This is a genomic window from Streptococcus minor DSM 17118 (genome assembly GCF_000377005.1).
In the GTDB taxonomy this organism is placed as follows: Bacteria; Bacillota; Bacilli; order Lactobacillales; family Streptococcaceae; genus Streptococcus; species Streptococcus minor.
In genome coordinates this window covers 24,214-50,659 of record NZ_AQYB01000025.1, presented here as the reverse complement: position 1 = coordinate 50,659, position 26,446 = coordinate 24,214, and the positions used below count along the sequence as shown (strand labels likewise).

The following is a 26,446-nucleotide window of genomic DNA, read 5'->3' as shown; positions in this document are numbered from 1 at the left end:
GCTGGCAAGTCTAAGATTATTGACTTGAAACCTGGTAAGTATGTCTTCCATGAAGAAGCTGCACCAAATGGTTACGTTGCAGTCACAGATATTACTTTCCAAGTAAACTATGATGGTACAGTAACGGTCCTTGAGACCAACAGCAACGCTGTTGAATACAAGGATGGCAAGTTGGTTATCACAGACCAATATGACGAATCAACAAGAAGTATCAAGGTCCAAAAGATTTGGAAAGATAACCAAAATGCTTCTAAGACTCGTCCAGATTCTATTACCATCAGATTGTTTGCGGATGGTAAAGAAATTGCTGTAGCCACAGTTAAGCCAGATGCTAGCGGTGACTGGTCGCATACTTTTGATAAACTTCCAATTTACAATAAGGGTGTTCTTGTTGCCTATACAGTAAAAGAGGATAAGGTCAATGGTTATGAGACTAGCGTTGGTGAGTTGAAAGATGGGCAGATTGAGGTGGTAAATACCTATATCCCATCTAAGCCAAAGAAAAACAAAGTGAACTTACCAAAAACAGGTTCAACAGAGAGTGCCTTAACTCTTATTGTTGGATTACTGCTTCTTGGAATGGCTTATACAATGAAAAGAAAGAATGACTAGTATCTAAGATTTGTCATTCGCTCATCAGTGAGTATAGCCTGTTATGGGGGGACCGTTAGTGTCCCCCTCTTTTTTGAACAATAATCTGAGGCAATTTTGTGGCAAGAGGGTTAGTCAGCCTAGTTTTGATAGAAATTGTGATATGATGGGAGAAAGTATGGAGGAAGTAGGGATGATGGCTAAAGTTTACATCGCGGATGATGAGAAAAATATCCGAGAACTACTAGGAACATTTTTGAGTAAGGAAGACATCGCTGTCGAGTTGTTTGAAACGGGCGACCAGTTACTGTTGCGTTTTATGGAAGAAGAAGCCGATGTGGTTGTGCTGGATGTAATGATGCCTGGAACAGATGGTTTTGGGACTGCTGCGGCTATCCGCAAACGTTCAGATGTACCTATTATTCTCTTGACAGCTCGAGATAGTGATGGAGATTTTGTGGAGGGCTTTTCATCTGGAGCAGATGACTACTTCACCAAACCTTTTTCACCGATTCAGCTGACCTTGCGTATAAAGGCTATCTTGTCTCGGAAAACGAAGGCACTTGCTGCATCTGATAGTCTCAGTTTTCAAGGTCTTCTTTTATCCGATAAGGAGCGGACAGCTTATTTTAAAGAGAAAACTATCAAATTAACGAATACAGAATTTGAGTTACTAAAACTACTCATACAAAAGCAGGATACGGCTGTTTCTCGTGATGAGTTATTGACACAGGTTTGGGGATATGAGAGTAATGTGGAGACACGTGTGACGGACGATACTATAAAACGTTTACGAAAGAAACTAAGGCAGGTGGAGAGTGATGTTCAAATTGAAACCGTTTGGGGTTATGGCTTCAAGTTGGTTAAGAAAGCTTAATCCTTTCAGAAAAGATGGCACCAAGAGTTTGAAGGCAACTCTATTTGTCCAACCATTGGCTATCATTTTCTTATCATTAGGCTTGATGCTGCTAATCTTTAATATCAGTTTGAGAGCCTTTGTTAATGACGAGGTCAATACGGCGGTGCAGCATCGCTATGACTACCTTGATGAGCTCTATCTGGGACAAGCTGTTTCAGACAATCAGTATGATAGTATTTTTTCAACCAGCTATGTGATTGTTGATGAGCAGTTTCAAACTCTTTATATTTCAGCTAGTCAAGATGACATATCGGCTTCTAGCATTTCTAACCAAGTGGTCAACTACTTCCGAGAGCATGATGATGATTGGGATTTGTTAGGGGATGATGAAGCTGATGAGTTAGAGATTGAAGAATCTGAATCCGGTAGTAATCCAGTTTTCATCACTTTAAATGACAGTAACTACGCTGTCAAACTTCAGGAATACGAAGGTCAATTAAGAGATTACTATATCCGCCAGTCCGAGTCGATGGATCAAACTTACTATGTTTTAGTTTTTGCCAATATCAGCCCTGTTCAGGGATTTTCGGACTTAGTGAACTGGATTTTAGCAGGTTTGACTTTGGTAATTGGCCTTTTAGCCAGTGGTTTGATTTTCTTAACTTCACGGAAACTAGATGGTTCTTTTTCGAGCTTGAAAACCTATATTTCAAAGGTCGGCCAGCGGGAGCAAAACTTGGTATTAGAACGATTGCCCTATGATGAGCTGAATCAAGTTGGCCAGTCCGTCGAGACCATGAGTCATATGATTGATGTTAACCAACGCAGTCAAAAGATTTTCTTTCAAAATGCTTCCCATGAATTGCGGACACCGCTCATGTCCATCCAAGGTTATGCTGAGGCCATTCGGGAGGGAGTTGTAACCGATTCTCAGGCAGCTGCGGCTATCATTCAGGAGGAAAGCGGAAAAATGAAACAGCTGGTAGATGATATCTTGACGCTTGCTCGTGTTGAAGATTTCCAACAGGCTCTAGTGGTGGAAGACTTATCTCTGTCTGAGCTTCTCTATGATGTTAGCTGGCGCCTCAAACCCAAGGCTGATTCTGCTGGTTTGCAGTTTATCCATGATTTTCAAGGATTGGATGATCAGATTCAAGGAGATGAGGCTCTTCTCGAAAGTGCGATTTCAAATATCCTTAATAATGCTCTGCGCTTTGCTCGAAAAAATATCACCTTGGCAACCAGACCTGTAGAAAATGGCCTTGAAGTTCGTCTGAGTAATGACGGCCCGCCTATTCATCCCGAAGATTTGGAACATATTTTCAAACGTTTTTATAAGGGGAAAGAAGGAAATTTTGGAATTGGTCTCGCTATGACCAAGGAAATTATTGAGCGACACGGTGGTTCTATTTCAGTCCAATCTGATGAGAGTGCTACAACATTCATCATCTTTCTGCCGACTGAGCGGAAATGAGGCAAATTTAGTGCTTTATTTGCCACTGTTTTGCCATACTTTTACACCAAAAAAACCGAGAAGTTTATCTCGGTTTTTTATATACTAGGTTCATAAAGAAAAATAAACAAAAGGAGTTTTCTAAATGAAACTAACAACTACATTGAAAAAAATCATCATCGGTGGTCTTGCAGCTTCTGCTCTCTTAGTCGCTGGAGGCATTTATGCTTATCAACATGTAGGCTATTCCTTGACAGCAGTAGAAGCTCAAGATATTGCCTATAAAAATGCAGGTGTCCGTCAATCAGATATTACCTACAATAGAGTTGAAAAGGACCGAGAAGGTTTGGTTGCAACCTATGATATTGATTTTGCAACAGCAGAAGGAGAATACAGCTATACTATTGATGCATCGACTGGCTCTATTATGGACCGCGAACATGAAAGCTTTTCCGTAGCACCTCTTCAATCTTCTAGTCAAGCTAGTTCATCCTCATCTTCTAATAGTGCACCGTCCGCATCTAATTCCTCAACAACTCCTAGTAGCAATGTGATGACCTATAAGGTTTCAGACAGCCAAGCTAAGGAAATTGCTTTGAAAGACGCTGGTTTAGCAGAAACTGCAGTTGCTAACCTTATGGTCAAATTAGACGAGGATGATGGTCGAGTACACTATGATGTAGATTTCGATGATTTAGCAACAGGTTTGGACTATGATTACGAAATTGATACCGAGACTGGTGCGATTATCAAGAAATCTAGTGAGCCTCTTTTGGACTAATATTTTACCTCAACTGTACAAGAATACTTGTGCAGTTTTTCTATAAATAAAAGCTATCAGAGGTGATAAATTATATATAATTGCCAAGCTAAGTGATTTCTGATAAGATGGAAAAAGAAGGAACAAGGAGAGTTTATGACCAATAATTTATTAGTTTTACAGTCTGATTTTGGTCTAGTAGATGGTGCTGTGTCAGCTATGATTGGTGTAGCTTTACAGGAATCTGCTGACTTGGTTGTCCACAATCTGACGCATGACATCACACCTTACAATATTTTTGAAGGGTCCTATCGTTTATTCCAAACGGTCGAATATTGGCCAGAAGGAACGACCTTCGTATCTGTTGTTGATCCAGGTGTTGGTTCCAAACGTCGTAGTGTGGTAGCTTTGACAGAAAAAAATCAGTATATCGTCACACCCGATAATGGGACGCTATCATTTATCAAGCAACATGTCGGTATCCGGGCTGTTCGCGAGATTTCTGAAGTAGCTAACCGCAGGGCTAACACAGAGTTGTCCTATACCTTTCATGGGCGAGATGTTTATGCCTATACAGGAGCTAAACTGGCTTCAGGTCACATCAGTTTTGAAGAAGTTGGTCCTTTACTCAAGGTAGAAGACGTTGTTGAGATTCCAACCGTAGCGACGGAGTTGGGTACTGACTTTGTTAAGGGGGCCATCGATATCCTGGACGTCCGTTTTGGTTCGCTTTGGACCTCTATCACTCGCGAGGAGTTTTATACTCTCTCTCCGGCATTTGGTGAGCGTTTTGAGGTTACTATTTACAATAATGACATGCTGGTTTATCAAAATCAAGTGACTTATGGCAAGTCCTTTGCAGATGTTCGTATTGGTCAGCCACTTATTTACATCAATTCCCTTTATCGGGTCGGTCTGGCTATCAACCAAGGTTCCTTTGCCAAGGCCTATAATGTCGGTGTTGGACATAATTGGCACATTGAAATCAAAAAAGTATAATTTGTTTGTGACAAAAGGAGACACAAACCTATCAAGGAGAAAAATATGAAAAATAATTCTATCAAAACAGTTGTTGCTATCGGTATCGGATCTGCCCTCTTTGTGGTGATTGGTCTTCTTATCAATATTCCAACCTTTGTTCCCAATACTTCTATCCAGCTCCAATATGCCGTCCAATCTCTTCTGGCTTTAATTTTTGGGCCGATAGCGGGATTCTTTATCGGATTTATTGGACATACATTGAAGGACGCTATTGTTTATTCTCCGTGGTGGTCTTGGATTTTAGCCTCTGGTCTTTTTGGGCTGATTATCGGATTACTCAAATCCCGTATACATCTTCAAAAAGGGAAATTTGAGAAAAAAGATATTGTTTTATTTAATCTTGTTCAGTTTGCTGCCAACGTTGTTCTTTGGGGTGTTGTAGCTCCAGTATTAGATATTGTCATTTATAGTGAGCCAGTTAATAAAGTATTCATTCAGGGACTTGCGGCTGGTCTAGTTAATAGCGTGACCGTCGCCATCGGAGGGACCATTCTTCTCGCGGTTTATGCCAAAACTCAGGTCCAACAAAATAGCTTGACAAAAGAATAAAGAAGGGTAAGGCTATGATATCCAATCATGGCCTCCTTTGATTTCTAGGATATTCAAGAAACATGAAATAGGATATAATAGAGTCATGAAAGAAAAAATAATCGAATACATCGATTTCAGTTTTAAATACCAGGCACAGCAAGAACCGACCCTGAAGAATATTCATCTGACTATCTACAAGGGTGAAAAGGTTCTAATTATCGGACCATCGGGTTCTGGCAAGTCTACCCTTGGTCATGCCATCAATGGCATTATTCCATCCATATATCCAGGAGAGAGTAAAGGTCAACTACTGATTAAGGGTAAGCCAGCCTTTGACATGTCTATCTATGAAACCTCCCTATTGGTTAGCACAGTACTTCAGGATACAGATGGTCAGTTCATCGGGCTATCGGTAGCAGAAGACTTGGCATTTGCTCTGGAGAATGATGTCGTAGACCTACCTGAAATGAAAGAGCGGGTTCAGGATTGGGCGGGACGATTGGATTTGACAGAACTTTTGAGTCATCGCCCCCAAGATCTTTCTGGTGGTCAGAAGCAGCGGGTCAGCTTGGCTGGTGTTCTCATAGATGAGAGCCCTATTCTACTGTTTGACGAGCCCTTGGCCAATTTGGATCCGAAGTCAGGTCAGGACACTATCGACCTAATCGACCGCCTGCATGCGGAAGAAGGAGTAACGACGATTATCATTGAGCATCGCCTCGAAGATGTCCTTTATCGTGCCGTTGACCGTGTCGTCCTTGTCAATGATGGTCGTATTCTCTATAATGGAAGTCCAGATGACTTGTTGCGTTCAACTCTCTTACGTGAAAATGGGATTCGAGAGCCTCTCTATATAACCACACTGCGGCAGCTCGGTATCTCACTAGCCGGTTTGGAACATCTTGCAAATCTATCAACACTTGAGCTTCCACCTAGCAGCTTACCTGAGTTCCCTACACAACCGGAGCAAGACAAAACAGTGGTTCAGACCCCTCTCCTTGAAGTCCAGTCATTGCATTTTTCCTATCCTAAGAAAAATGTGCTTAAGGACATCAACTTGACTATCCACAAGGGAGAAAAGATAGCTATTGTTGGAAAAAATGGTGCCGGTAAATCAACCTTGGCTAAGGCTCTGTGTGGCTTTGTCAAGATTGAAGGAGATTTGATTTGGGAGGGTCAGTCTATCCTGACTGATTCTGTCAAGGAGCGCTCAGAGCGTATCGGCTATGTCTTGCAAAATCCCAACCAGATGATTAGCCAGACTATGATTTTTGACGAAGTGGCCTTGGGACTCAAACTACGCGGTTTTTCTGATGATCTTATCCAAGAGCGTGTGGACCAAGTTTTGCAGGTTTGTGGTCTGGGGCCTTTTCGAAATTGGCCTATTTCTGCCCTATCCTATGGTCAGAAAAAACGGGTAACGATTGCTTCCATCCTGGTTCTCAACCCCAGTATCATCCTCCTAGATGAGCCAACTGCTGGACAGGACTATAAGCACTATACAGAAATGATGCGATTTCTAGATGAATTAAATCAGCAGGGGCATACGATTGTCATGATCACCCATGATATGCAACTGATGCTAGATTACTCGGATCGGGCTATCGTTCTGGTAGATGGTCAGATAATCAGTGATGCTAGCCCAGCTCAGGTCTTGTCCAATCCTACACTTTTAAGGGAAGCCAATCTCAAGGAGACCAGTATTTTCAAATTGGCTCAGAAATTGAATGTGGAACCATTGACTTTGACCCAATTTTACATGGAAGGAGAGAAAGTGCATGAGTGATAAAAAAATCATTGGCTACCATGAGGGCACTGGATTTATGTACCAACTTTCAGCAGCCAGTAAACTTCTCTTTTTCCTACTCGTTTCGATTTCAGCCATGGCTACCTATGATACGCGCTTGATTGTGGGAATTGCTTTGTTTTCTCTTCTGCTTTTTCGCGTGTCCCATATTCGCATCAAGGAAGTTGCTTTTGTATTGATTTTTACCCTTATCTTTGCCAGCCTCAATGCTCTGATGGTCTATCTTTTTTCGCCAAAATATGGTGTGCAACTCTATGGAGCTGAGACGGTCTTAATTGGTGGTTTAGGTCATTATTCCTTTACTGCTCAGCAAGGGTTCTATCTTCTCAATCTTCTCTTAAAGTATTTGTGTACTGTACCTCTAGCAGTAATTTTTCTTATGACTACCCATCCCAGCCAGTTTGCTTCTAGTCTCAATCAGATTGGAGTTTCCTATAAAATTGCCTATGCAGTCAGTTTAACGATGCGCTATATTCCGGATATTCAAGAAGAGTTTTACACTATCCGCATGTCTCAAGAAGCAAGAGGTCTAGAGTTATCGTCCAAAGGAAAGCTGATGGAACGAATTCGGGGCAATCTAGCTCTAGTTATCCCCCTTATCTTTGGCTCTCTGGACCGTATTGATACTATCTCGACAGCTATGGAGCTCCGCCGTTTTGGCAAAAATAAAAAACGGACTTGGTATATGGCTCAACCTTTGAAAAAGAAAGACTGGCTGGCGATAAGCCTAGCCATCCTAATTGTCCTTGCGACATTGATTCTCTTTTGGCTCAATCAAGGCCGTTTCTATAATCCTTGGAAATAAAATATTTAGGATGTGGACCCAAACATTATATGGGGCAGAAGAAAAAAATCCACTATGAGACTTGTTTTCTGTAGTGAACAGGCTTCAAGTCTTTTTATATTGTTTGGTGAAATAGGAACTCATTATTGATTGGAAAAAGGCTCCTGATTCTAGTGAACTAGAACCAGGAGCCCTTTTTGTATATCCGTGAAGGAAACTAGAGCCATTTTAGGAGATTCTTAAAATGGAGATGATACAAAGTACCATTTATGTAAGGTTATCCTCCTTGATACTGATTTTATTTTTCACTATACCAAGCGACACCTTCTTGTAACCAACCTCTCGTAGCCAAAACTTTATACTCGTTACTATCTCGAGTATACAAATGTTTTTTGATACCAGGGTGATAGAGTCGGTATACTTTCACTTTACCGTATGAACGATAGGCAATACCTTCTTGTAGCCAACCTCTTGTAGCCAAAACCTTATATTCATTGCTATCTTTGGTATACAGATGAACCTTCAAGCTAGGATTGTAGAGACGATAGACAGGTTTCCCTTTCTTAGTGGTTGTTTTCCAAGCGACACCTTCGTCATTCCAACCACGTGCTTTGAGGGTGTTCCGCTCGTTTGAATCTGTTGAGTAGAGATGAGTTTGCAATCCTGGATGATAGAGACGATAAACAGGTTTAAGAGCATCATCTACCTTAGGAGGATTGGTTTGTTCTGGTGCTACCTCTACAAGGACAGTGACCACACGGCTACTACCATCTTTGAAGGTTACACGAACTTTAGAGGTCTTTTGCCCAGTCGTGCTAACATCAGCTGGCTCCACAATTTTGCTGACTGTAGCTCCATCAGGTAGTTTCAAGCCTTTTTGATAGTCCGCTTTACTTGGAGACTGCTTCAGCTTGGTCTTAATGACTTGGTTTTCTTTGACAGTTGGAATGGTGGTAATAGGCTTACCAATAATTTTTTCCTTAGTTGTTGTCTCTGTTGTTGTAGTTGATGTTGTCGCCTCTGTCGTTGTGGCTGATGTTGTTGCCTCTGTTGTTGTCGTCGTAGCCGCGGTAGTAGCTGTCGTCGTCGTAGTGGTTGTAGTTGTAGTTGTCGTCGTAGTGGTTGTTGATTCTGATAGAACCTCCACAAGGACTTTGACTACTCGGCTACTACCATCTTTAAAGGTTACACGCACTTTAGACGTTTTTTGCCCAGCAGAGTTAACATCGGCAGCTTCTACAATATGGCTAACCGTCGCATCTGTAGGCAATTCTAAGCCTTTTTGATACTCTTCCTTAGTTGGGGCTTGGTTCAGTTTGGTTTGAATTTTCTGCCCTTCTTTGATACTAGGAATAGGAGTGATAGGCTTAGCACCAATGGATTCCTTGCCTTTTAGTACCCACTTAACAGTCGGTGTATCTACCGGTGTCCCATCCACATTTACTTCTGGAACAACATCTGTTGTGATAAGGTTGTTATCGGCATCTGTCGCATAGTAAACCGCTTCTTTTGTTGCATCTTTCAAGGAAGTTAAAACATTTTTTTCATGTCCCATATCCTTGTCACTGTTGACTTGAATGCCTGAGGTTTCATAACCAAACATTTCTTCAGGAGCATCTGATGTGATGGTAATAGCTGTTACTTTTTTGCTGGTATCTTTTTCATAATCGACGGTTTGACTAACGACTGTTGGACTTGTTCCAATGTAGAAAACAGTAGCAGATAGTGGATCTAAGCTAATTGTTTTCTCTTCATTATAATGACCAATCTTCTTGTACAAGCCTTGGGCACTAGAGGTTACGATAAAGGCTTTTGAGAAATCGTTCCCTTCATTTATTTTACCGCGACTTGCTTCTGAACCATAATAATAACTATTTCCACCTAGAGACAATGTTTTATCATCCAAAGGATTGTTGTTAAATACAACTAAATATTTACCACCATTTTCACGAGTCAATTCATAAGTGATAACGCCTGATTCTGGTTGTGCATTTGAAATTAGCATTTTTTGGATAATTTCGTCGTAGTTAGACAGGTGGAAGCTGCTGTCTGTTTGGCGAAGTGTCAGAATAGATTTCGTGAAATTGACAGCATCAACATTTTCTTTTGCCAAGGTCCAGTCAATTTGATTGAGTCTATCACCGCCATTATAGGTATTATGTGATCCGTCTTTTGTTCTCAAAAATTCTTGACCGTGTTGTGAGAAATGAATTCCTTGTGACAAGGCACTCATGGCAGAAGCTAGTTTAACACGATTGAAGTGTTCTTCCTTGGAATCCTGTGGATTATATACTTTTAGGAGGTCATTCAAGGTCATACCATCGTGAACCTCGACATAGTTTAATTGTTGAGAAGCAGAAGAGTAAGTACGATGAAGACCGCCGAGTAAGCTATTGGCGACATCGGTAGCATTACGGAAATGATTGCTGATTGTACCACCGTCTGTACGGTTGATAAATCCTGGATGGTTAGGATGATCGCCATAGGCAGAACCGGCGATGGCATCGCGACCAGTGCTATCAAAGAAACCATATTTCGGAAGAAGGCTAGCGTTGCCGATGCTTGATTTTATATCACCATCTTTTGCTAGGTAATTCCCCATAGAATCCCAACCTTCACCATAAGTGACAATGTTTGGATCGATTTGGTCTAGTGCAGCACGGACAGTATTTAGAGTAGTGACATCCAAATCACTCATGGCATCGAAGCGGAAACCATCCATACCATATTCTGTAGCCCAGTAAACTGCAGAATTGACAATGTATTGGCGCATCATTTCAGAGTTTGAGCGGATAGCATTTCCGACACCGATATCATTGTTCATTGCTCCATCGCCATTGACAGCATAGTAGTAGCCCGGAACGGTATATTCAAATGGGTTTCTCTGTCCATCGTAGAGGTGGTTATAAACGACATCTAGGTTGACATTGATACCAGCATCATGAAGCTTTTGCATCATAGTCTTCAGCTCAATAATCCGGTTGGTTGGGTCAGCAGGATCAGTTGAGTAAGAACCTTCTGGAACATTGTAGTTTTTTGGATCATAACCCCAGTTTTGTTGATTATTGTGCACACCATCTGGCTCGGGTTCTGAGATTTGAGTATTTTCTGCACTATTCTTATCTAATTCTGGAACAGTTTCAAAGTCATTTAGTGGCATCATTTGGATGTAGTTGACACCAAGATACTTGAGATAATCAAGACCAGTTTTTTGTCCTGTGCTAGAATCAGTAGTACCTTCTTGCACAAAACCGAGATAATTTCCCTTATCAGCCTCATTGATGCCAGAATTAGTTGCGATAGAGAAATCACGCACATTAGTTTCCAACACACTCATTTGAGAGGTTGAGCTGACACGCTTGTTGTTTGTAACGGTAACCGCAGGTCCTACTTTAGCAGGATCCAGAACGACTGAGCGGTTACCATTTCGTACAGTTGCAACTGAATAAGGATCCTGGGTATTGACCTGACGATCAGTGCCATCTCCTACATAGAAGGCGGCAATATCTTTCGGACTTGGTTGGCTTTGAACTTCATTGTTGCTGATTTGAGAATGGAGAGTTGCTCCAGTTGCTGTATTCGTATAGTTATAGGCTACAGGAACCCAATGTCCTCCACCTTGATCCTTGGCAAGAGCAACTGATTTTTGGATGAAATAGGAGTTTGGAGCGGTGATTGTATAATCGTAGGCAGCACCTTCGACATTCATGCCGTCCAAATCACTAGCACTAACAGTTACTGTCCAAAGGCCGATTGTATTTTGTGTATGGTCTGCAACATTTTCGCCCGTTCCACGAGTCATTTCGATTGTTTTTTTCAGTGGTGCATCTTCAGCAGTTGATTGATAAATGTTTAAGGAAACAGTGGTAGCAGTAGGAGCCCAAACATTGAATTTAGCACTGCCATCAGGAAGTAGTGTCGCACCGAGTGCTCCTTCCTTACCCACAACTACACCACCAGCTTCTCTATCTTTATAGCCATATTTTTGGTCAAATTCTTTTGTCTGAACATTTAAAAACTGAGAGTACCAACCATCTGCACCGTGATAGATATCAATATTGGTTAAAGGATTGACAGGGGCAAGAAAGTCGTCTTGAAATACTTTTTGATTATCTTTAAAACTATCCCAGTTCGAGCTATCTCCCTCAAGTCTACTTCCTGCAACAATAATATAATTGAACTGTTTTTTTCCAGCATCAGGTGAAATGGTTGCAGTATGGTTTTCACCTATGAGGGGCATTTCAATCCAACGTCCTTGCTCATGCTGAGCAGAATCTCCCCAGACCCAAGCATAAAACTGACGTGTATCACCAGAGTTAGCCTTGTAGTGAATATGGACTGTATTCAGGGATTGATCAATAGCTGGTACAGCGGCGTTAACGTTTGCATTATCTACATGCATATTGACCGTATCTTGTGGATCTGAAGTACCAGATTCTTCAGCCCAAACGACACTAAGAGGAGTAAGAAATTGAGAAATGGTTGCAACTGTAACCAGACAAATACCGAACTGTTTCAGCACGTTCTTATAAGGTTTTTCAGCCTTTTGCAACTGAGGATAGGTATGACTTTTTTTCATTATAGTCTCCTTATTAGTTATTTTAAAAATATTGTACCATAAGGAGCAAACGTTTTCATTAAGTAAATGTTTCCTTTTGTTTCCAGAAAATACATTTATTTATTACAAATTATTTTATGTATCTTTCATCCTTTTTCCTGATTTTACAACAAAAAAACCACTCAGAGAGTGGTTGTGTGTTTAATGGATAAACTTATTTTACTGCTGCAAGCAAGGCATCTGCTTGTTTGTTCAAGTCAGCAAGTACTTCTTCGGATGGAACATAAGTACCGTCTGCCCAAGCAGAAGGGTTGATAGCAGAAGTGGTTACTTGATCCACAAAGTTAGTGCGGACAAATGGAAGAAGAGCACGGTACTGATCAGCAGCCAAATCTTGATGAGCAGCTGAAACGATAGAAACAGTTGTTACTTTTTCGTGGAGAGCTGATGCTCCGGTCGTGTCTGAAAGATCAATAGCACGACTTAACCAATCAATCAAGTTTTTCACTGAGCCAGGAATATTGGCATTGTAGACTGGTGAGAAGAACCAGATAGCATCTGCAGCGAGAACAGCGTCACGAGCAGCTTGAACAGCTGGCAGTACTGGTGTTTCCAATTCTTGAGAGAAAACAGGAACATCTTTCCAGTTAAGGTAAGAAACTTCTGCTTTTCCTTCCAATACTTTTTCAGCTTGAGCAGCCAATTGCTGATTGAAAGAACCTTCGCGAAGAGAACCGACGATAAACAATACTTTTGTCATATGAGACTCCTTTTATAAAAATATGAAATGAGACTTGTTCTAGAGAAATCATGTCTCGTTCAACTGAACAAGACAAGGATATCACTTTTATCACTAATTAGCAACATTTTTGCTCATAATTTAAATTTTTTTAGGATTTGGACTAAATCTTCCTGTTCTTCCTGACTGAGAACAGAAAAAATCTGCCCGATATTATCATAATGTTCAGGGAGAATCCTTTCAATGATTTTACGACCAGCAGGTGTCAGACCAATCAGATAAGAGCGCTTGTCCTTTTCATCTGCAACTTTAAAGATATAGCCATCGCGAATCATATTGCGAATAACCACTGTCATATTGCCAGAAGTGCTGAGTAGCTTATCAATTAGGTCTTGGATACGCAAATTTCCCTTATTGTAGAGTGCCTCCATCACACCGAACTGGGCAACGGTCAGATGATGCTTTTTGATAGTCTGCACTTCCTGCCGGCTAATCGCGTTGGATGCCCGTCGAAAAATAACCAAACTATGTAGTGCCAATTCATTGTTTTTGAGTGTTTCTTCAATCTTCTTTTCCATAGAAATATTTTAGCAAGAAAGGGAGAAATATTCAAATATAACCCTAAAAATATCCGAGAATTTTACTCCTTTTTTTCATGGTTTTCTAGCATTCTAGACGGACTTATAGTATAATGTACCTATTATGGCAAATTCAAGACGAAGAACGCAGAGAAATAACAGAAAAAAAATACAACCTTTAACCATTTGGAGACAATTGTTGATTGGTTTTTTTGTTTTGCTTAGTGTGCTTACTTTCTCTTGCCTCTACATCTTAGAATCGGCTAGTAGGCCTTTTGCAACGGTAGAAAAGTATGCAGTTGCAGTGGCTAAAAAGTATGCTTCAGTGAACGATATTTCCCAAGTTACTATCTACAATGGTAAGGAAACTTATTTTAATGTACAAGGGAAAAATCAATCGGGACAAGATGTTTATGTTTTGGTTCCAGAAAAATCATCAGAGATTTTTGTTTACCAAGTGGCAGAAGGAATTTCAAGGCTAGATGCAGAGCAGCGAGCTCAGGAAAATGGAGCCAAGACGATTGAAAAAACGGTTTTGGGCTACCAAGATGAGCATGCTGTCTGGGAGGTCAAATCGGGTCGAACTTATTATCTCATTGATTTCATAACTGGAGAGTTAATCAAGAAAGAAGGACTACCATGACATTATCAAAACGTGTATTGGAAATGGAAGAAAGTGTGACCTTGGCAGCTAGTGCGCGGGCAGCTGAATTAAAAGCTCAAGGGCGTGATATCTTATCTTTAACATTGGGAGAACCAGATTTTGTTACACCAAGTAACATTCAAGATGCAGCTATAGCTGCTATCCAAGATGGGAAGGCAAGCTTTTATACAGCGGCTTCAGGCCTGCCAAGTCTTAAGGATGCTATCTCTAGCTATATGGAAACCTTCTATGGTTACACAGTTCCTCGCAATCAAGTCGTGGTTGCAACAGGGGCAAAATTTATTCTCTATGCCGCTTTTGCTACTCTTCTGAACCCTGGTGATGAAGTCATCATTCCAACTCCTTGTTGGGTTTCCTATGTAGACCAGGTCAAGATGGTAGATGGGGTGCCAGTCACATTTCCAACTACTGAAAAAAATAATTTTAAGGCGACAGTAGAGCAACTAGAAGCAGTCCGAACGGATAAGACCAAGCTTATTTTGCTCAATTCTCCATCCAATCCCACTGGCATGATTTATAATCGTGAGGAGTTGGAAGCTATTGGAAACTGGGCTTTGGAACATAATATCTTGATTTTAGCGGATGATATTTATGGTCGTCTGGTTTATAATGGCAATGAATTTATAGCTATTTCCAGTCTATCGGAGGCTCTGCGTAAACAAACTATTGTTGTCAACGGAGTTTCCAAAACTTACTCTATGACTGGTTGGCGAGTTGGATTTGCAGTGGCTGAACCGCATATCATTGCTGGCATGGCGAAGGTTATCAGTCAAACCACTTCCAATCTGACAGCTGTTTCCCAGTATGCAGCTATCGAAGCCCTGACGGGCGATCAGGCTTCTATCGAATCCATGCGTCAGGCTTTTGAAGAGCGTCTTAATACCATCTATCCACTGCTGGCAGAGGTTCCCGGCTTTGAAGTCATCAAGCCACAAGGTGCCTTCTATCTCTTCCCAAATGTCAAGAAGGCTATGGAGATGAAAGGTTTTACAGATGTGACCGACTTTACCAATGCCATCTTAGAAGAAGCTGAAGTAGCATTAGTCACAGGAGCTGGATTTGGTGCACCGGATAATATTCGCCTTAGCTATGCTAGTGATATGGAGACTCTAAAAGAAGCAGTTCGCCGGATTAAGGCTTTTATGGAGTCTTAGAAAAAAATAGATTTTCAAAAGAAAAGAGAACAAAGTTATGTCTAAAGATTTAGTAACCATTATTGATGTGCCCAAACATGTGGGGCAAGAAGTAACTATCGGAGCCTGGGTAGCTAATAAATCAGGCAAAGGTAAGCTAGCCTTTCTGCAATTACGAGATGGCTCTGCCTTTTTCCAAGCTGTAGCCTTCAAGCCAAACTTCCTAGAGAAGTTCGGAGAAGAGGAAGGTGCTGCTAAGTTTGACACCGTAAAACGTCTCAGCCAAGAAACTTCTGTTTATGTGACAGGGATTGTAAAAGAAGATGAGCGCTCTAAATTTGGCTATGAGTTGGATATAACCGATATTGAAGTTATCGGGGAGTCAGTTGATTATCCGATTACACCAAAAGAACATGGAACAGACTTCCTTATGGACAATCGTCATCTTTGGTTGCGTTCTCGTAAGCAAATGGCTATCATGCAGATTCGCAATGCTATCCTGATGGCTTCGGCAGAGTTTTTTGATAAAAATGGCTTTATCAAGTTTGATAGTCCTATCTTATCAGGGAATGCTGCGGAAAATACGACTGAGCTTTTTGAAACAGACTACTTTGGTACACCTGCCTTCCTCAGTCAATCAGGTCAGCTTTACCTAGAAGCAGGAGCCATGGCCTTGGGGCGTGTTTATGACTTCGGTCCTGTTTTTCGTGCTGAAAAGTCCAAAACTCGCCGTCACTTGACCGAGTTCTGGATGATGGATGCAGAATACCCATTCTTGACCCATGACCAGTCTCTTGATCTGCAAGAAGCTTACGTAAAAGCCTTGATTCAGGGTGTTTTAGACCGCGTACCACAGGCATTGGAAATCTTGGAGCGAGATGTTGAAGCCCTTAAGCGCTATGTAGCAGAGCCCTTTAAGCGTGTTGCTTATGACGATGCCATTAGTCTCTTGCAAGAGCACGAAGCAGATGAAGATACTGATTATGAGCATTTGGAGCATGGAGATGACTTCGGTTCGCCACATGAAACTTGGATTTCCAATTACTTCGGTGTACCGACCTTTGTTGTCAACTATCCAGCAAGTTTTAAGGCCTTCTACATGAAACCAGTTCCCGGTAATCCAGAGCGCGTACTCTGTGCAGATCTTTTGGCTCCAGAAGGCTATGGGGAAATCATCGGTGGTTCCGAGAGGGAAACGGATTATGATAAACTTTTGGACAAGATTGTAGCAGAAGGACTGAATCCAGAAGACTATGAATTTTATCTTGATTTGCGCAAATATGGTTCAGTCCCTCATTGTGGTTTTGGTCTTGGTCTGGAGCGTATGGTGACATTCGTAGCAGGTACAAAGCATATTCGTGAAGCCATTCCATTCCCGCGGATGCTTCATCGTATAAAACCATAAAAAATAACCTATCTAGTTTTGATAGAATTGTCAGGACTCGCACTACAAGAAACACCTGTGCGAGTTTTTGATTAGAGAAATCTTGAAAGGAGCTCGTCCTTTGTCCACACAAAAACTAAGTAATTATTCCTACGGCCCAGATTGTTTTCTAGAAATGCCAGAGATTCTAGACACTTATGGGGCCCAATCAGTCGTCTTGATTGGTGGTGAAAAAGCTCTCTTTGCTGTTGAAGATGAAATAGTGACTATTTTACAGGAGGCTGGAATTTCAGTGACAGGGAGCTTTGTCTATGGCAAGGCAGCTACCATGGCCAATATCCAAACCCTAACCAATCGTGAAGAGGTTCAGGTGGCTGATGTCATCATCGGTGTTGGCGGTGGTCAGGCTCTAGATACGACCAAGATGGTAGCTAAAAAGTTAGGCAAGAGGCTGGTGACCGTGCCAACCATCTGCTCCACCTGTGCTGCTGGGACAGGCTTGGCAGTCATCTATACAGAAGAGCATGCCTTTGATTTTTACGAAATTACGGGACCAGCTATCCATACTTTTATCAACACTCGCATCATAGCAGAAGCACCAAATGAGTACTTCTGGGCGGGAATAGGAGATGGAATTTCCAAAGGTCCAGAAGTGACTAGGACCATGCAAGAGGCTATTGGTCGGGGATTTGAACCCCCTCACATTGCCGTTTTGGGCCGGGCTATCGCCCAGTCCTCCCTTGATTCTCTTTATAAGTATTCCCATCAAGCTATGGAAGATGTCAGGGAGAATCGGGTTAGTGCAGCGGTTGAAGAAGTTGTGTTAGCGATCATTATTTCCACCGCCTATGCTTCCAATATGGTGGTTCAGCCCAATTTTGATTTGACGACCTGTCATGCCCATGCATTCTACAATGGCACAACTGTTATCAGAGCTAGTCGCAAGCACTTGCACGGGGCGATTGTAGCCTTTGGTGTGATGGTCTTACATGCCTACTTTGATGAGCAGGACCAATTGGCTAAAGTAGCGGCCTTTAATAAGGATCTTGGTTTACCATTGACTTTGGCAGACATGAGTTTGACGCAGGAAGATATCCCAGCTATTGTCGAATACACTAAATCAACAGCAGAGTATAGAAATACACCGTTTGATACTGAACAGTTAGCAGTAGCCATCCGGTTGGCAGATCAGTTTGGTCAAGGATTAAAATAGGAATATAGAAAGAGTAAGCTTATGAAAATCATTCAGACAGATAAGGCTCCAGCAGCTATTGGGCCATACGTACAAGGAAAAGTTGTGGGCAATCTTTTGTTTGCCAGTGGTCAAGTGCCACTCTCACCAGAAACAGGACAAGTGGTCGGTGAAACCATTCAAGAGCAGACAGAGCAGGTCTTGAAAAATATTGCAGCTATCCTAACAGCAGCAGGTACAGACTTCGACCACATAGTCAAAACGACCTGCTTCTTAGCGGATATGGATGATTTTGTGGCTTTTAATGAAGTTTATGCAACGGCTTTTCAAGGAGAATTTCCAGCACGTTCAGCAGTGGAAGTTGCTCGTCTTCCGCGTGATGTTAAGGTGGAGATTGAAGTCATTGCCGAAGTGGAATAAGATATAGACAACCTGCATTATGAACTGTACCAATTCCTTAGATGCTGTATCTAGATTTTGGAGAGGTTCATTGGGCAGGTTTTTTATGATATAATGAGCTGATAAGGAAATCGTTTGTCCTTGATGAGCATAGTCAGGAGTGAAGGAAATGGCCTTTCTCATCTATCGATCTTTTCAAGAGAAGAAAGTGATAACAAAGGAGAGTAGTATGACTGAAAAGATTCATTTGGTTATTGTGACTGGGATGAGTGGCGCAGGTAAGACTGTTGCCATTCAATCTTTTGAAGATTTGGGGTACTTTACCATTGATAACATGCCCCCAACCTTGGTTCCGAAATTTATCGAGCTGATTCGCCATAGTCAGGATAACGATAAGATTGCCATGGTAGTAGATATGCGGAGTCGTTCCTTCTTTACCGAAATCCGAGAAGTGCTAGACCAAGTTGAATCGGCTCAGGATTTAGATTTCAAGATTTTGTTTCTAGATGCGACCGATAGTGAGTTGGTGGCTCGCTATAAGGAGACAAGACGAAGCCACCCATTAGCACCTGGTGGTCGGGTTTTGGATGGTATTCATTTAGAGCGTGAGCTCCTGGCCCCCTTGAAAAACATGAGCCAAAATGTGATTGATACTAGTGAGTTAACACCACGGATGTTACGGCAGAAAATTTCTGACCAGTTTGCTGGACAAAATGAACAATCCGGTTTTCGTGTTGAGGTGGTGTCATTTGGTTTCAAATACGGCTTACCTCTGGATGCAGATCTGGTTTTTGATGTTCGCTTTTTACCAAACCCTTACTATAGGCCAGAATTGCGCAATCTGACTGGTCTGGATGCGGATGTTTATCATTATGTCATGGAACATGAGGAATCCGAGGAATTTTACAAGCATCTGATCGGTCTAATTGAGCCAATCTTGCCGGGTTATCGTAAGGAAGGAAAATCTGTGTTGACCATTGCTATTGGTTGTACAGGTGGTCAGCATCGTAGTGTAGCCTTTGCCAAACGTTTAGCAGACGACTTGGAAAAAAATTGGGTGGTGAATCGTAGCCATCGTGATAAGGATAGACGAAAGGAAACTGTTAATCGCTCATGAGAAAACCGAGAATCACTGTAATAGGAGGAGGAACAGGTATCCCTGTCATTCTCAAAAGTCTACGTGATAAGGATGTGGACATCACGGCTATTGTCACGGTGGCGGATGATGGAGGTTCCTCAGGTGAGATTCGCCAAGCCTTGCAAGTGACACCTCCAGGTGACTTACGCAATGTGCTTTTAGCCCTATCAGATATGCCTAAACTCTATGAACAAATTTTTCAGTACCGTTTTGCAGAATCAGACGGAGCCTTGGCTGGTCACCCTCTGGGGAATCTCTTGATTGCTGGTATTTCTGAAATGCAGGGTTCTACCTATAATGCTATGCAACTTCTGACCAAGTTTTTCCATACAACAGGTAAGATTTATCCTTCTAGTGACAATGCCTTGACTCTTCATGCTGTATTTGCAGATGGTCATGAAGTGGCTGGTGAGAGTAAGATTGCAGGCTATAAGGGGATGATTGATCATGTCTATGTAACCAATTCTTACAATGATGATGAGCCAACTGCCAGTCGTAAGGTGGTTGCAGCCATTATGGAAAGTGACATGATTGTCCTAGGCCCTGGTTCTTTATTTACCTCAATTTTACCCAATCTTATGATTCCTGAAATCGGACAAGCTCTTTGTGGGACCAAGGCTCAGGTGACCTATGTCTGCAATATTATGACCCAACGAGGAGAGACAGAATTTTTCAGCGATGCAGATCATGTCCGGGTTCTAAATGACCATTTAGGTCAACATTTTGTGGATATAGTATTAGTTAATGTGGAACCAGTTCCAAAGGATTATATGGATACAAACCAATTTGATGAGTATTTGGTTCAGGTAAAGCATGATTTTATGGGCCTTCAGGCACAGGCCGAACGAGTCATTTCATCTAATTTTCTGCGTTTGGAAAAGGGTGGAGCCTTCCATGATGGAGATTTGGTGGTAGAAGAATTATTAAAAATCATCCAGGTGCGCTCATGAGTTTTACGGTTCAAGTGAAGGAAGAGGTCCTGAGTCATGGATATCATCAGGCTGTAAAGAGTGAACTAGCAGCCATCATTAAGCTAGCTGGAAGTTTGGGATTAGCCTCTACAGGTCTGACTCTCTCTATCTCTACTGAGAATGCCAAGGTAGCCCGTCATATCTATGAACTCATTCTCCATTTCTACCAAGTTAAGGGGGACATTCGCCACTATCAGAAGACTAATTTACGAAAAAACCGTGTTTATACGGTATTTGTAGACAGGGATGTCAATACTATCCTCGATGATTTGTATCTAGCAGATAATTTTTTTGGCATCGAGACAGGAATCTCGCAAGCAATCTTGGACAATGACCAGTGGAGTCAAGCCTATCTACGAGGCGCATTTTTGGCCAGTGGTTCTGTCAAGGATCCCGAGAAAGGTAAGTACCAACTAGAAATCGCTTCTATCTACAGTGATCATGCCCATGATTTGGCAAAACTGTTGCAACAGTTTCTCCTAGATGCTAAGGTCATCGAGCGTAGTAAGGGGACCATTACCTACCTGCAGCGGGCGGAAGACATCATGGATTTTCTGTTAGTGATTGGAGCGGATGAGGCTAAAATTGAGTTTGAAAATGTTAAGCTTCTGCGGGAAACCAGAAATGACCTCAATCGGGCTAACAACGCCGAGACTGCCAATATTGCCAGAACGGTCACCGCTAGCGTAAAAACCATCAATAATATTGCTAAAATCATAGATACTATAGGGTTAGAACAGCTTCCAATTGACCTGCAAGAAGTGGCCCAGTTACGGCTACAGCATCCCGATTATTCCATCCAGCAGTTAGCTGATAGTCTCAGACACCCCATCACCAAATCGGGTGTTAACCATCGTCTTCGTAAAATTAACAAGATTGCAGATGAATTGTAAACAGAATATGCTGAACTAATATTCGCTTAGCTATGAAAAAACGAGCAAATCCAGTTTGGAGACGCTCGTTTTTCTTTTGTTAACTATATATAATATAGCAAAAAACTCTCCAAATCTGTTTGGAGAGTTTTGAAATACGCTTATTTACGAATTTCTTTGATACGTGCAGCTTTACCTTGAAGGGCACGCAAGTAGTACAATTTAGCACGACGTACTTTACCGTAACGAACAACCTCAATCTTGTCAACACGTGGAGTGTGGATTGGGAATGTACGTTCTACACCGATACCACCAGAAATCTTACGAACAGTGTACATTTCTGAGATACCTTGACCCTTACGAGCGATAACAACGCCTTCAAAGATCTGGATACGCTCGCGAGTACCTTCGACAACTTTCGCATGAACGCGGACAGTGTCACCGGGACGGAATGATGGGATATCAGTACGAAGTTGACCTTCTGTCAAACTTTGGATTAATGGATTCATTTTTTTCTCCTATCTTTGTCAATCATAGGTGCTTTTAAACCCAGCGGATAAACTGTATTTTTGTGTGTCCATTACACACAAAAGATATTATACTAAAGTCTCGTTTCTTTGTAAAGTAAAAATCATTAAAATCTCACTGTTTTATCCGGTTTGTAATCTATGTATGCTTAGATCTTGTTCATACAGCTTTGCAGAAGAATGAGGTTGTCCTCCTCGGAGGTCCCCATGGTCAGATTTGCCTGGATAGAACCATCTTTCATGAGTAGAACCCGTTGAGATTTAGCAGCTAGGGTCATGTCATGGGTTACCATCAGAATGGTTTTTCCAGCCTTGTGATAGTGGTTAAATAGTTTCATCACTTCTTGACTACTTTTTGAATCTAGTGCGCCAGTCGGCTCGTCCGCAAAAATCAGACTGGGATTGTTGATGAGAGCACGGCAGATACCAGCTCGTTGCAGCTGACCACCCGACACTTGGGAAATTCGTTTATTCGCCAAATCTGAAATACCGATTTCCTCCATCAGAGCGAGGGCGTGTTTCTTAGCTTCTTCCTTGTTCTTCTTGTAGGTCAAAGATGGTAGGAGAATGTTATCTAAAATCGTCAAGTTTTTAACCATACGGGGCATTTGGAAAACAAATCCGAAGGATTCTAAGCGAAGCTTGGCTGCTTGGTCATCAGATAGTTGGCTGATATCCCTACCTTCGAAGAGAACTTGTCCTTTATCAGTTTGATCCAAAGTGGACAAAATGTTGAGTAGGGTTGACTTGCCACAACCTGATTTTCCTATGATGGTCACAAACTCACCAACTTCCAAGTTCATATCAACACCCTTTAGGACCGGAGTGATGGCCTCACCTCTTCCGAATGATTTAAAGATTGATTTTCCTTGTAAAATCATATTAGTTGTCCTCCTTGATGAGTTGCGAGATATTAAAATGATGTAGGTCTGAGATAGCCACTCTTGTTGCTAAGAGACTAGCAGTCAGAATGGAAAGCGGTATTAAAAGAAGAGTGAGAAGTGGATTGTGGATAAAGGTCACACCTGCTATACCAATCGTAGACAGTAGGAGTGAGGCAATTGAATCCCCTACTGTCAGTGCAAAAAAGTTACCTATCACTAAGCTTAGAATTAAGATTAAGCTAGAAGTGATCACGTATTGCAATTGAATCTGCTTGTTAGAAAAACCGATAGCCTTGAGTAGGGCAGTCTGACTTAAATCTTTGATAAAGAGCATACGAATGAAGAGGCTGGTAATCAGTAAAACTAGGAAGATAGCTCCAGCAAAGGCCCACCAGCTGATAGTGGAAACCATTTGGATAGTAGAGCCAAAAATCTGGTTGCGATAGCTTTCAATATCAGAGAATTTGGCGAAGGTATAGCGGTCCTGATAAGCTTTGATAAAGTCCTGACTAGATGTTTCGGTTTTCAGGGTGATAGGAATGATTATCCAAACTGCTTCTTGATGTTCTACAGGGAAGGAAGCTTTGGCTGTCTTACCACCATTGGTTAAATCGGAGTAAATGCCAGAAATGGTGATGTTTTTCTCTTGACCATTGATGAGCATGGGTATCTGATCTCCGACTTTTTTCTCCATGTCGTCGGCCCTTAACTTGGATAGAGAAATCTGGTCATCTGTAGTTGGAGCATGTCCCTTGATGTATTTGATAGAAAAGTCTTTCTGATTTCCTGTATCAACCCAAAGTTTTTGTTTATTGCCTGTTTCCGTTTTGTAATCTAGCATATAGGAGCGATAAACAGAGATTTTTTGAATGAGGGAGTCAGTTTCTAGCTCGGAAATCAGCTGTTCTACTTCTTTTTCCTTGCCAGAAATTTGAGATAAATCCACTCGAATATCGTAGTTTCCCAAACCCAAGTAGTTTATAAAACTAGGGTGGGAAATTGTAGAGTAGATGGACATAGGTAAAAGAACTACAAATAGTGAGAGAACAAATACTGACAGCATGGTAGTATAGATTTTTTTACGAGCCCATAGGTCAGCTAGTGCTAGCTGTAAAATGTGGGGTAAGGAACCAAAACGTGGTGAAAGTACTTCTCTTTCGTGAATTTGATCAGGATTGAGACTCAGGTATTTTAGTTGTTTGGCTAAGCGTCCCATGCTAAAGGCAATAATGGAGAAAACCAGAAGACTGATAGCTAAGGCCAATAAATAGGTCCAAATTGTAGCCTGACTTTCACCAAAGAAAATCTTCATATTTACGAGTAGAGGCTGTTTGACCCCAAAGGAAGCTAGAAATCCAAGGGAGCTAGCAAGACCAGCTACGATGAGATACTTGCTTAGAAAGAGACGTTGAATGTTTCTAAGAGGAATACCAATAGCTTTTAGAATGGATAGTTCTCGGTAATCTTCTTCGAGTTTAGCTAATAAGGTTAATCGGATAGAGAATAAAGCTATGAGGATGATGAGCAGACTGATGACAATTAAAGCTAGAATGGTCATGCCATCTGAGAAGGCGTTGATGAGCTGAAAGAGAGTGTAGGTCAGGAGTGGTGGGCCATCTGCTTCTAGGCCAGCCTGGTTATAAGCTGTTTCGATTTTTGATGAATCAGCCAAGTCGTAGAGGCGAAATTCAATCAAGTATTCTACACTTCCCATTTGTTCAAGGACAGCATAGTCTTCCTGACTGATGACAAAACGACGCGAAACAGATAAAGAGGAATTCATTTGGGAATCTCTGACAAAGCCAACAACCTCTAGTTCTCGATCGCCAATGGTTAAACGATCTCCCAGTTTCATCTGCTTACTGATATAGTAGAAAATGGGTACATAAACCTGACCAGGTTCAGCTTCAATCAGCTGCCCATCCAAATCCTGTAGGAAGTCAAAATGTGGACTTTGAACAGAAAAACCGTTGTCATAAACAGAGTCCTTTAGAGAGTGGCCGTTGATAGACAGTTCAGTATTGTCAATATTTAAAAAGTTCAGGACTTGGTAATCACTGATTTCTTGGTGCTTTTCCACAAATTCTTCTAGTCGTTTTCTATTCAAATCACCAGTGTGCATCTGTAAGATATGTGGTGTCTTCGCAGAGGTAACCAGTTGATTGATAGAATTCGTGAGGTGAACGGTTAGTTGACTTGCAGTAGCCAAAAATGTCACAGCTAAGAAGATAAAGAAAGCGATATTAAAGGTTTGTAGAGGTTGATGTCGCAGATCATTTTTTACGAGTTTCCAGAGCATGAACATCCTCCAATTCTTTGATATGATAGTTTTGGGAGAAGAAGAAAGAAGTTGCTATGAGAAGTAGACCAGCTAGGATGACCGTAAAGGCAGCTCCTCTTCCTGGCCCGACCCCAATCAGTTTTCCCAGACTAGGAGCTAGTGGACCATTCTTCATCAAAAGAGGCTTAATAAGATAGTCTGCAATAAGCCCAATGCTTGCATAAGCCACGACATAGCCTGCTTGAGAGATAATGCCAATCAAGCCCCAAACTTTTCCTTGGTGCTGATTTGGTAAGTTCGTGCGCACCAGATAATCAAGGGCTGTATTGCAAAAAGTTAGGCTAGCAAAGAGAGAAAAGCCAAAGAAACAGGTTAAACTACGATTTTCACGGATGAAAAAACCTATCATGGCTATTCCGACCAGAAGCAGGGATACTGACAATACAGAAACAAACTGTTTTCGTATTTTGTATTTTCCCAAAAAAAGACCTGCTGCAACCATACCACAACTAGAAAAAGTAGTTAAAAAACCTAAGAAACGAGCATCAGCATAAGCTAGAACAATCGGTCCCATCAGGGTTTGGACAACTCCTAGACAAAAAGAGACGAGAATCCCAAAGAGCACCAATAGCCAAACTCCTTTCTTTTGGTAAAGGAGCTGAAAAGCAAAATGAAAATCTTCTTGAATGGAATGGTTTTCCTGTTCAGACTGAACAATCATTTTTTTGCGGACAAGATGGGTTACTGGTAGAGTTAGAACAATGGTCAGCATATCAATAATCAGAATGATATGAATGCTCGTAAAGCTAAGAATACTACCTGCCAAAATTGGAGAGAGTAAGTAACGGGCGCTGGATACCAGTTGGACTAATCCACTAGCTCTTGAAAAATCCTCCTTATCCAGTAGATCTGAAATCGTTGCTCGAAAAGCTGGTTCCACAAAGGATGAGAATACCGAGCTAATCGCTACGCCACTTCCAATTCCCCAGATTTGTTGCTTGCTATCTAGGAAGAAAATAGAAAAAAGAATGACCACAAGTCCTAAAATGGAGAGACCATCTCCCAACATCATCAAGAGTCTACGATCTATTCGATCTGCTAGAATACCAGCAAAAGGGGTCAATAATAAACCAGGCAAAAAGCCCAAAAGAATCAGAAGACCTGTCAAACTAGCCAAACCCGTTTCTTGGAAAATATAAATCCCCAAAGCAAAGGAAGTCATACCTGAACCTGTTGCAGATACTAGACTGGTTCCCCATAAAAGAAGAAATTGTTTAAAACCTGTCTTCATGTTTCCACC

The 26,446-nt window shown here is 41.6% G+C and carries 23 protein-coding genes; 16 read left to right on the top strand and 7 right to left on the bottom strand.

Going from position 1 to position 26,446, the window contains the following annotated elements; genetic code table 11:
- The 8 genes from F602_RS0102115 to F602_RS0102080 form a co-directional block, all read left to right on the top strand.
- A partial coding sequence (locus tag F602_RS0102115) for a Cna B-type domain-containing protein (protein ID WP_026183266.1) occupies window positions 1–612 on the top strand: 612 nt, incomplete at its 5' end.
- Between the two features lie 175 nt (window positions 613–787).
- Complete coding sequence (locus tag F602_RS0102110; protein ID WP_026183265.1) at window positions 788–1,468, top strand: response regulator transcription factor; 681 nt, start codon at window positions 788–790, stop codon at window positions 1,466–1,468.
- Window positions 1,413–2,924, top strand: a complete 1,512-nt coding sequence (locus F602_RS0102105) for a sensor histidine kinase (RefSeq protein ID WP_026183264.1) — start codon at window positions 1,413–1,415, stop codon at window positions 2,922–2,924. Before F602_RS0102110 ends, F602_RS0102105 begins: the two co-directional genes overlap by 56 nt.
- A gap of 124 nt (window positions 2,925–3,048) precedes the next feature.
- Window positions 3,049–3,684 (top strand): PepSY domain-containing protein, encoded by a 636-nt coding sequence (locus tag F602_RS0102100; protein ID WP_018166309.1) that lies wholly within the window; start codon window positions 3,049–3,051, stop codon window positions 3,682–3,684.
- A 135-nt stretch (window positions 3,685–3,819) separates the two neighbouring features.
- On the top strand, window positions 3,820–4,662 hold the full coding sequence (locus F602_RS0102095; RefSeq protein WP_018166308.1) for an SAM hydrolase/SAM-dependent halogenase family protein: 843 nt from the start codon (window positions 3,820–3,822) through the stop codon (window positions 4,660–4,662).
- Window positions 4,663–4,707: 45 nt separating this feature from the next.
- Entirely contained in the window at window positions 4,708–5,253 is a 546-nt protein-coding gene (locus F602_RS0102090; RefSeq protein WP_018166307.1) for an ECF-type riboflavin transporter substrate-binding protein, read from the top strand.
- Between the two features lie 85 nt (window positions 5,254–5,338).
- Window positions 5,339–7,021 (top strand): ABC transporter ATP-binding protein, encoded by a 1,683-nt coding sequence (locus F602_RS0102085; RefSeq protein ID WP_018166306.1) that lies wholly within the window; start codon window positions 5,339–5,341, stop codon window positions 7,019–7,021.
- Entirely contained in the window at window positions 7,014–7,847 is an 834-nt protein-coding gene (locus tag F602_RS0102080; RefSeq protein WP_018166305.1) for an energy-coupling factor transporter transmembrane component T family protein, read from the top strand. Before F602_RS0102085 ends, F602_RS0102080 begins: the two co-directional genes overlap by 8 nt.
- 277 nt (window positions 7,848–8,124) lie before the next feature.
- On the opposite strand, the gene F602_RS0102075 is transcribed toward F602_RS0102080, so the two are convergent.
- The 3 genes from F602_RS0102075 to F602_RS0102065 form a co-directional block, all read right to left on the bottom strand.
- Entirely contained in the window at window positions 8,125–12,405 is a 4,281-nt protein-coding gene (locus F602_RS0102075; RefSeq protein WP_018166304.1) for a Rib/alpha-like domain-containing protein, read from the bottom strand.
- Between the two features lie 193 nt (window positions 12,406–12,598).
- Window positions 12,599–13,144: an NADPH-dependent FMN reductase gene (locus tag F602_RS0102070; RefSeq protein ID WP_018166303.1), complete on the bottom strand. Its 546-nt coding sequence runs from the start codon at window positions 13,142–13,144 to the stop codon at window positions 12,599–12,601.
- 113 nt (window positions 13,145–13,257) lie between these two features.
- The gene (locus tag F602_RS0102065; RefSeq protein WP_018166302.1) at window positions 13,258–13,701 is read right to left on the bottom strand and encodes a MarR family winged helix-turn-helix transcriptional regulator; all 444 of its coding nucleotides are present in this window, start codon (window positions 13,699–13,701) and stop codon (window positions 13,258–13,260) included.
- Window positions 13,702–13,900: 199 nt separating this feature from the next.
- On the opposite strand from F602_RS0102065, the gene F602_RS0102060 reads away from it, so the two are divergent.
- From F602_RS0102060 to whiA, 8 genes are all read left to right on the top strand, one after another.
- Window positions 13,901–14,344: a cell wall elongation regulator TseB-like domain-containing protein gene (locus F602_RS0102060; protein ID WP_018166301.1), complete on the top strand. Its 444-nt coding sequence runs from the start codon at window positions 13,901–13,903 to the stop codon at window positions 14,342–14,344.
- Window positions 14,341–15,519 (top strand): pyridoxal phosphate-dependent aminotransferase, encoded by a 1,179-nt coding sequence (locus F602_RS0102055; protein ID WP_018166300.1) that lies wholly within the window; start codon window positions 14,341–14,343, stop codon window positions 15,517–15,519. The genes F602_RS0102060 and F602_RS0102055 overlap by 4 nt, the downstream gene beginning before the upstream one ends.
- Before the next feature lie 37 nt (window positions 15,520–15,556).
- Window positions 15,557–16,903, top strand: a complete 1,347-nt coding sequence (asnS, locus tag F602_RS0102050) for an asparagine--tRNA ligase (protein ID WP_018166299.1) — start codon at window positions 15,557–15,559, stop codon at window positions 16,901–16,903.
- Between the two features lie 100 nt (window positions 16,904–17,003).
- The gene (locus tag F602_RS0102045; protein ID WP_026183262.1) at window positions 17,004–18,095 is read left to right on the top strand and encodes an iron-containing alcohol dehydrogenase family protein; all 1,092 of its coding nucleotides are present in this window, start codon (window positions 17,004–17,006) and stop codon (window positions 18,093–18,095) included.
- Window positions 18,096–18,116: 21 nt separating this feature from the next.
- Window positions 18,117–18,494, top strand: coding sequence for a RidA family protein (locus F602_RS0102040; protein WP_018166297.1), 378 nt, complete (start codon window positions 18,117–18,119; stop codon window positions 18,492–18,494).
- A gap of 208 nt (window positions 18,495–18,702) precedes the next feature.
- Window positions 18,703–19,590: an RNase adapter RapZ gene (gene rapZ / locus F602_RS0102035; protein WP_026183261.1), complete on the top strand. Its 888-nt coding sequence runs from the start codon at window positions 18,703–18,705 to the stop codon at window positions 19,588–19,590.
- Window positions 19,587–20,561: a YvcK family protein gene (locus tag F602_RS0102030; protein WP_018166295.1), complete on the top strand. Its 975-nt coding sequence runs from the start codon at window positions 19,587–19,589 to the stop codon at window positions 20,559–20,561. The genes rapZ and F602_RS0102030 overlap by 4 nt, the downstream gene beginning before the upstream one ends.
- Window positions 20,558–21,475, top strand: coding sequence for a DNA-binding protein WhiA (gene whiA, locus F602_RS0102025; protein WP_018166294.1), 918 nt, complete (start codon window positions 20,558–20,560; stop codon window positions 21,473–21,475). The genes F602_RS0102030 and whiA overlap by 4 nt, the downstream gene beginning before the upstream one ends.
- A gap of 140 nt (window positions 21,476–21,615) precedes the next feature.
- On the opposite strand, the gene rplS is transcribed toward whiA, so the two are convergent.
- From rplS to F602_RS0102005, 4 genes are all read right to left on the bottom strand, one after another.
- Window positions 21,616–21,963 carry a 50S ribosomal protein L19 gene (rplS, locus tag F602_RS0102020; RefSeq protein WP_018166293.1) on the bottom strand — a complete coding sequence of 116 codons (348 nt, stop codon included), beginning with the start codon at window positions 21,961–21,963 and terminating at the stop codon, window positions 21,616–21,618.
- Between the two features lie 167 nt (window positions 21,964–22,130).
- Complete coding sequence (locus F602_RS0102015; RefSeq protein ID WP_018166292.1) at window positions 22,131–22,862, bottom strand: ABC transporter ATP-binding protein; 732 nt, start codon at window positions 22,860–22,862, stop codon at window positions 22,131–22,133.
- Between the two features lies 1 nt (window position 22,863).
- Complete coding sequence (locus F602_RS0102010; RefSeq protein ID WP_018166291.1) at window positions 22,864–25,164, bottom strand: FtsX-like permease family protein; 2,301 nt, start codon at window positions 25,162–25,164, stop codon at window positions 22,864–22,866.
- A complete protein-coding gene (locus tag F602_RS0102005; RefSeq protein WP_018166290.1) occupies window positions 25,139–26,437 on the bottom strand; it encodes an MFS transporter in 1,299 nt (432 codons plus the stop codon). Before F602_RS0102005 ends, F602_RS0102010 begins: the two co-directional genes overlap by 26 nt.
- Between the last annotated feature and the right edge of the window lie 9 nt (window positions 26,438–26,446).

Bases quoted from the DNA above. Each gene is read 5' to 3' on its own strand.
- F602_RS0102030 (WP_018166295.1), top strand. From the start codon at position 19,587: ATGAGAAAACCGAGAATCACTGTAATAGGAGGAGGAACAGGTATCCCT.
- F602_RS0102070 (WP_018166303.1), bottom strand. From the start codon at position 13,144: ATGACAAAAGTATTGTTTATCGTCGGTTCTCTTCGCGAAGGTTCTTTC.
- F602_RS0102075 (WP_018166304.1), bottom strand. From the start codon at position 12,405: ATGAAAAAAAGTCATACCTATCCTCAGTTGCAAAAGGCTGAAAAACCT.
- F602_RS0102105 (WP_026183264.1), top strand. From the start codon at position 1,413: ATGTTCAAATTGAAACCGTTTGGGGTTATGGCTTCAAGTTGGTTAAGA.
- whiA (WP_018166294.1), top strand. From the start codon at position 20,558: ATGAGTTTTACGGTTCAAGTGAAGGAAGAGGTCCTGAGTCATGGATAT.
- F602_RS0102040 (WP_018166297.1), top strand. From the start codon at position 18,117: ATGAAAATCATTCAGACAGATAAGGCTCCAGCAGCTATTGGGCCATAC.
- F602_RS0102080 (WP_018166305.1), top strand. From the start codon at position 7,014: ATGAGTGATAAAAAAATCATTGGCTACCATGAGGGCACTGGATTTATG.
- rplS (WP_018166293.1), bottom strand. From the start codon at position 21,963: ATGAATCCATTAATCCAAAGTTTGACAGAAGGTCAACTTCGTACTGAT.
- F602_RS0102085 (WP_018166306.1), top strand. From the start codon at position 5,339: ATGAAAGAAAAAATAATCGAATACATCGATTTCAGTTTTAAATACCAG.
- F602_RS0102090 (WP_018166307.1), top strand. From the start codon at position 4,708: ATGAAAAATAATTCTATCAAAACAGTTGTTGCTATCGGTATCGGATCT.
- F602_RS0102065 (WP_018166302.1), bottom strand. From the start codon at position 13,701: ATGGAAAAGAAGATTGAAGAAACACTCAAAAACAATGAATTGGCACTA.
- F602_RS0102015 (WP_018166292.1), bottom strand. From the start codon at position 22,862: ATGATTTTACAAGGAAAATCAATCTTTAAATCATTCGGAAGAGGTGAG.
- F602_RS0102055 (WP_018166300.1), top strand. From the start codon at position 14,341: ATGACATTATCAAAACGTGTATTGGAAATGGAAGAAAGTGTGACCTTG.
- rapZ (WP_026183261.1), top strand. From the start codon at position 18,703: ATGACTGAAAAGATTCATTTGGTTATTGTGACTGGGATGAGTGGCGCA.
- F602_RS0102010 (WP_018166291.1), bottom strand. From the start codon at position 25,164: ATGCTCTGGAAACTCGTAAAAAATGATCTGCGACATCAACCTCTACAA.
- asnS (WP_018166299.1), top strand. From the start codon at position 15,557: ATGTCTAAAGATTTAGTAACCATTATTGATGTGCCCAAACATGTGGGG.
- F602_RS0102005 (WP_018166290.1), bottom strand. From the start codon at position 26,437: ATGAAGACAGGTTTTAAACAATTTCTTCTTTTATGGGGAACCAGTCTA.
- F602_RS0102100 (WP_018166309.1), top strand. From the start codon at position 3,049: ATGAAACTAACAACTACATTGAAAAAAATCATCATCGGTGGTCTTGCA.
- F602_RS0102095 (WP_018166308.1), top strand. From the start codon at position 3,820: ATGACCAATAATTTATTAGTTTTACAGTCTGATTTTGGTCTAGTAGAT.
- F602_RS0102110 (WP_026183265.1), top strand. From the start codon at position 788: ATGGCTAAAGTTTACATCGCGGATGATGAGAAAAATATCCGAGAACTA.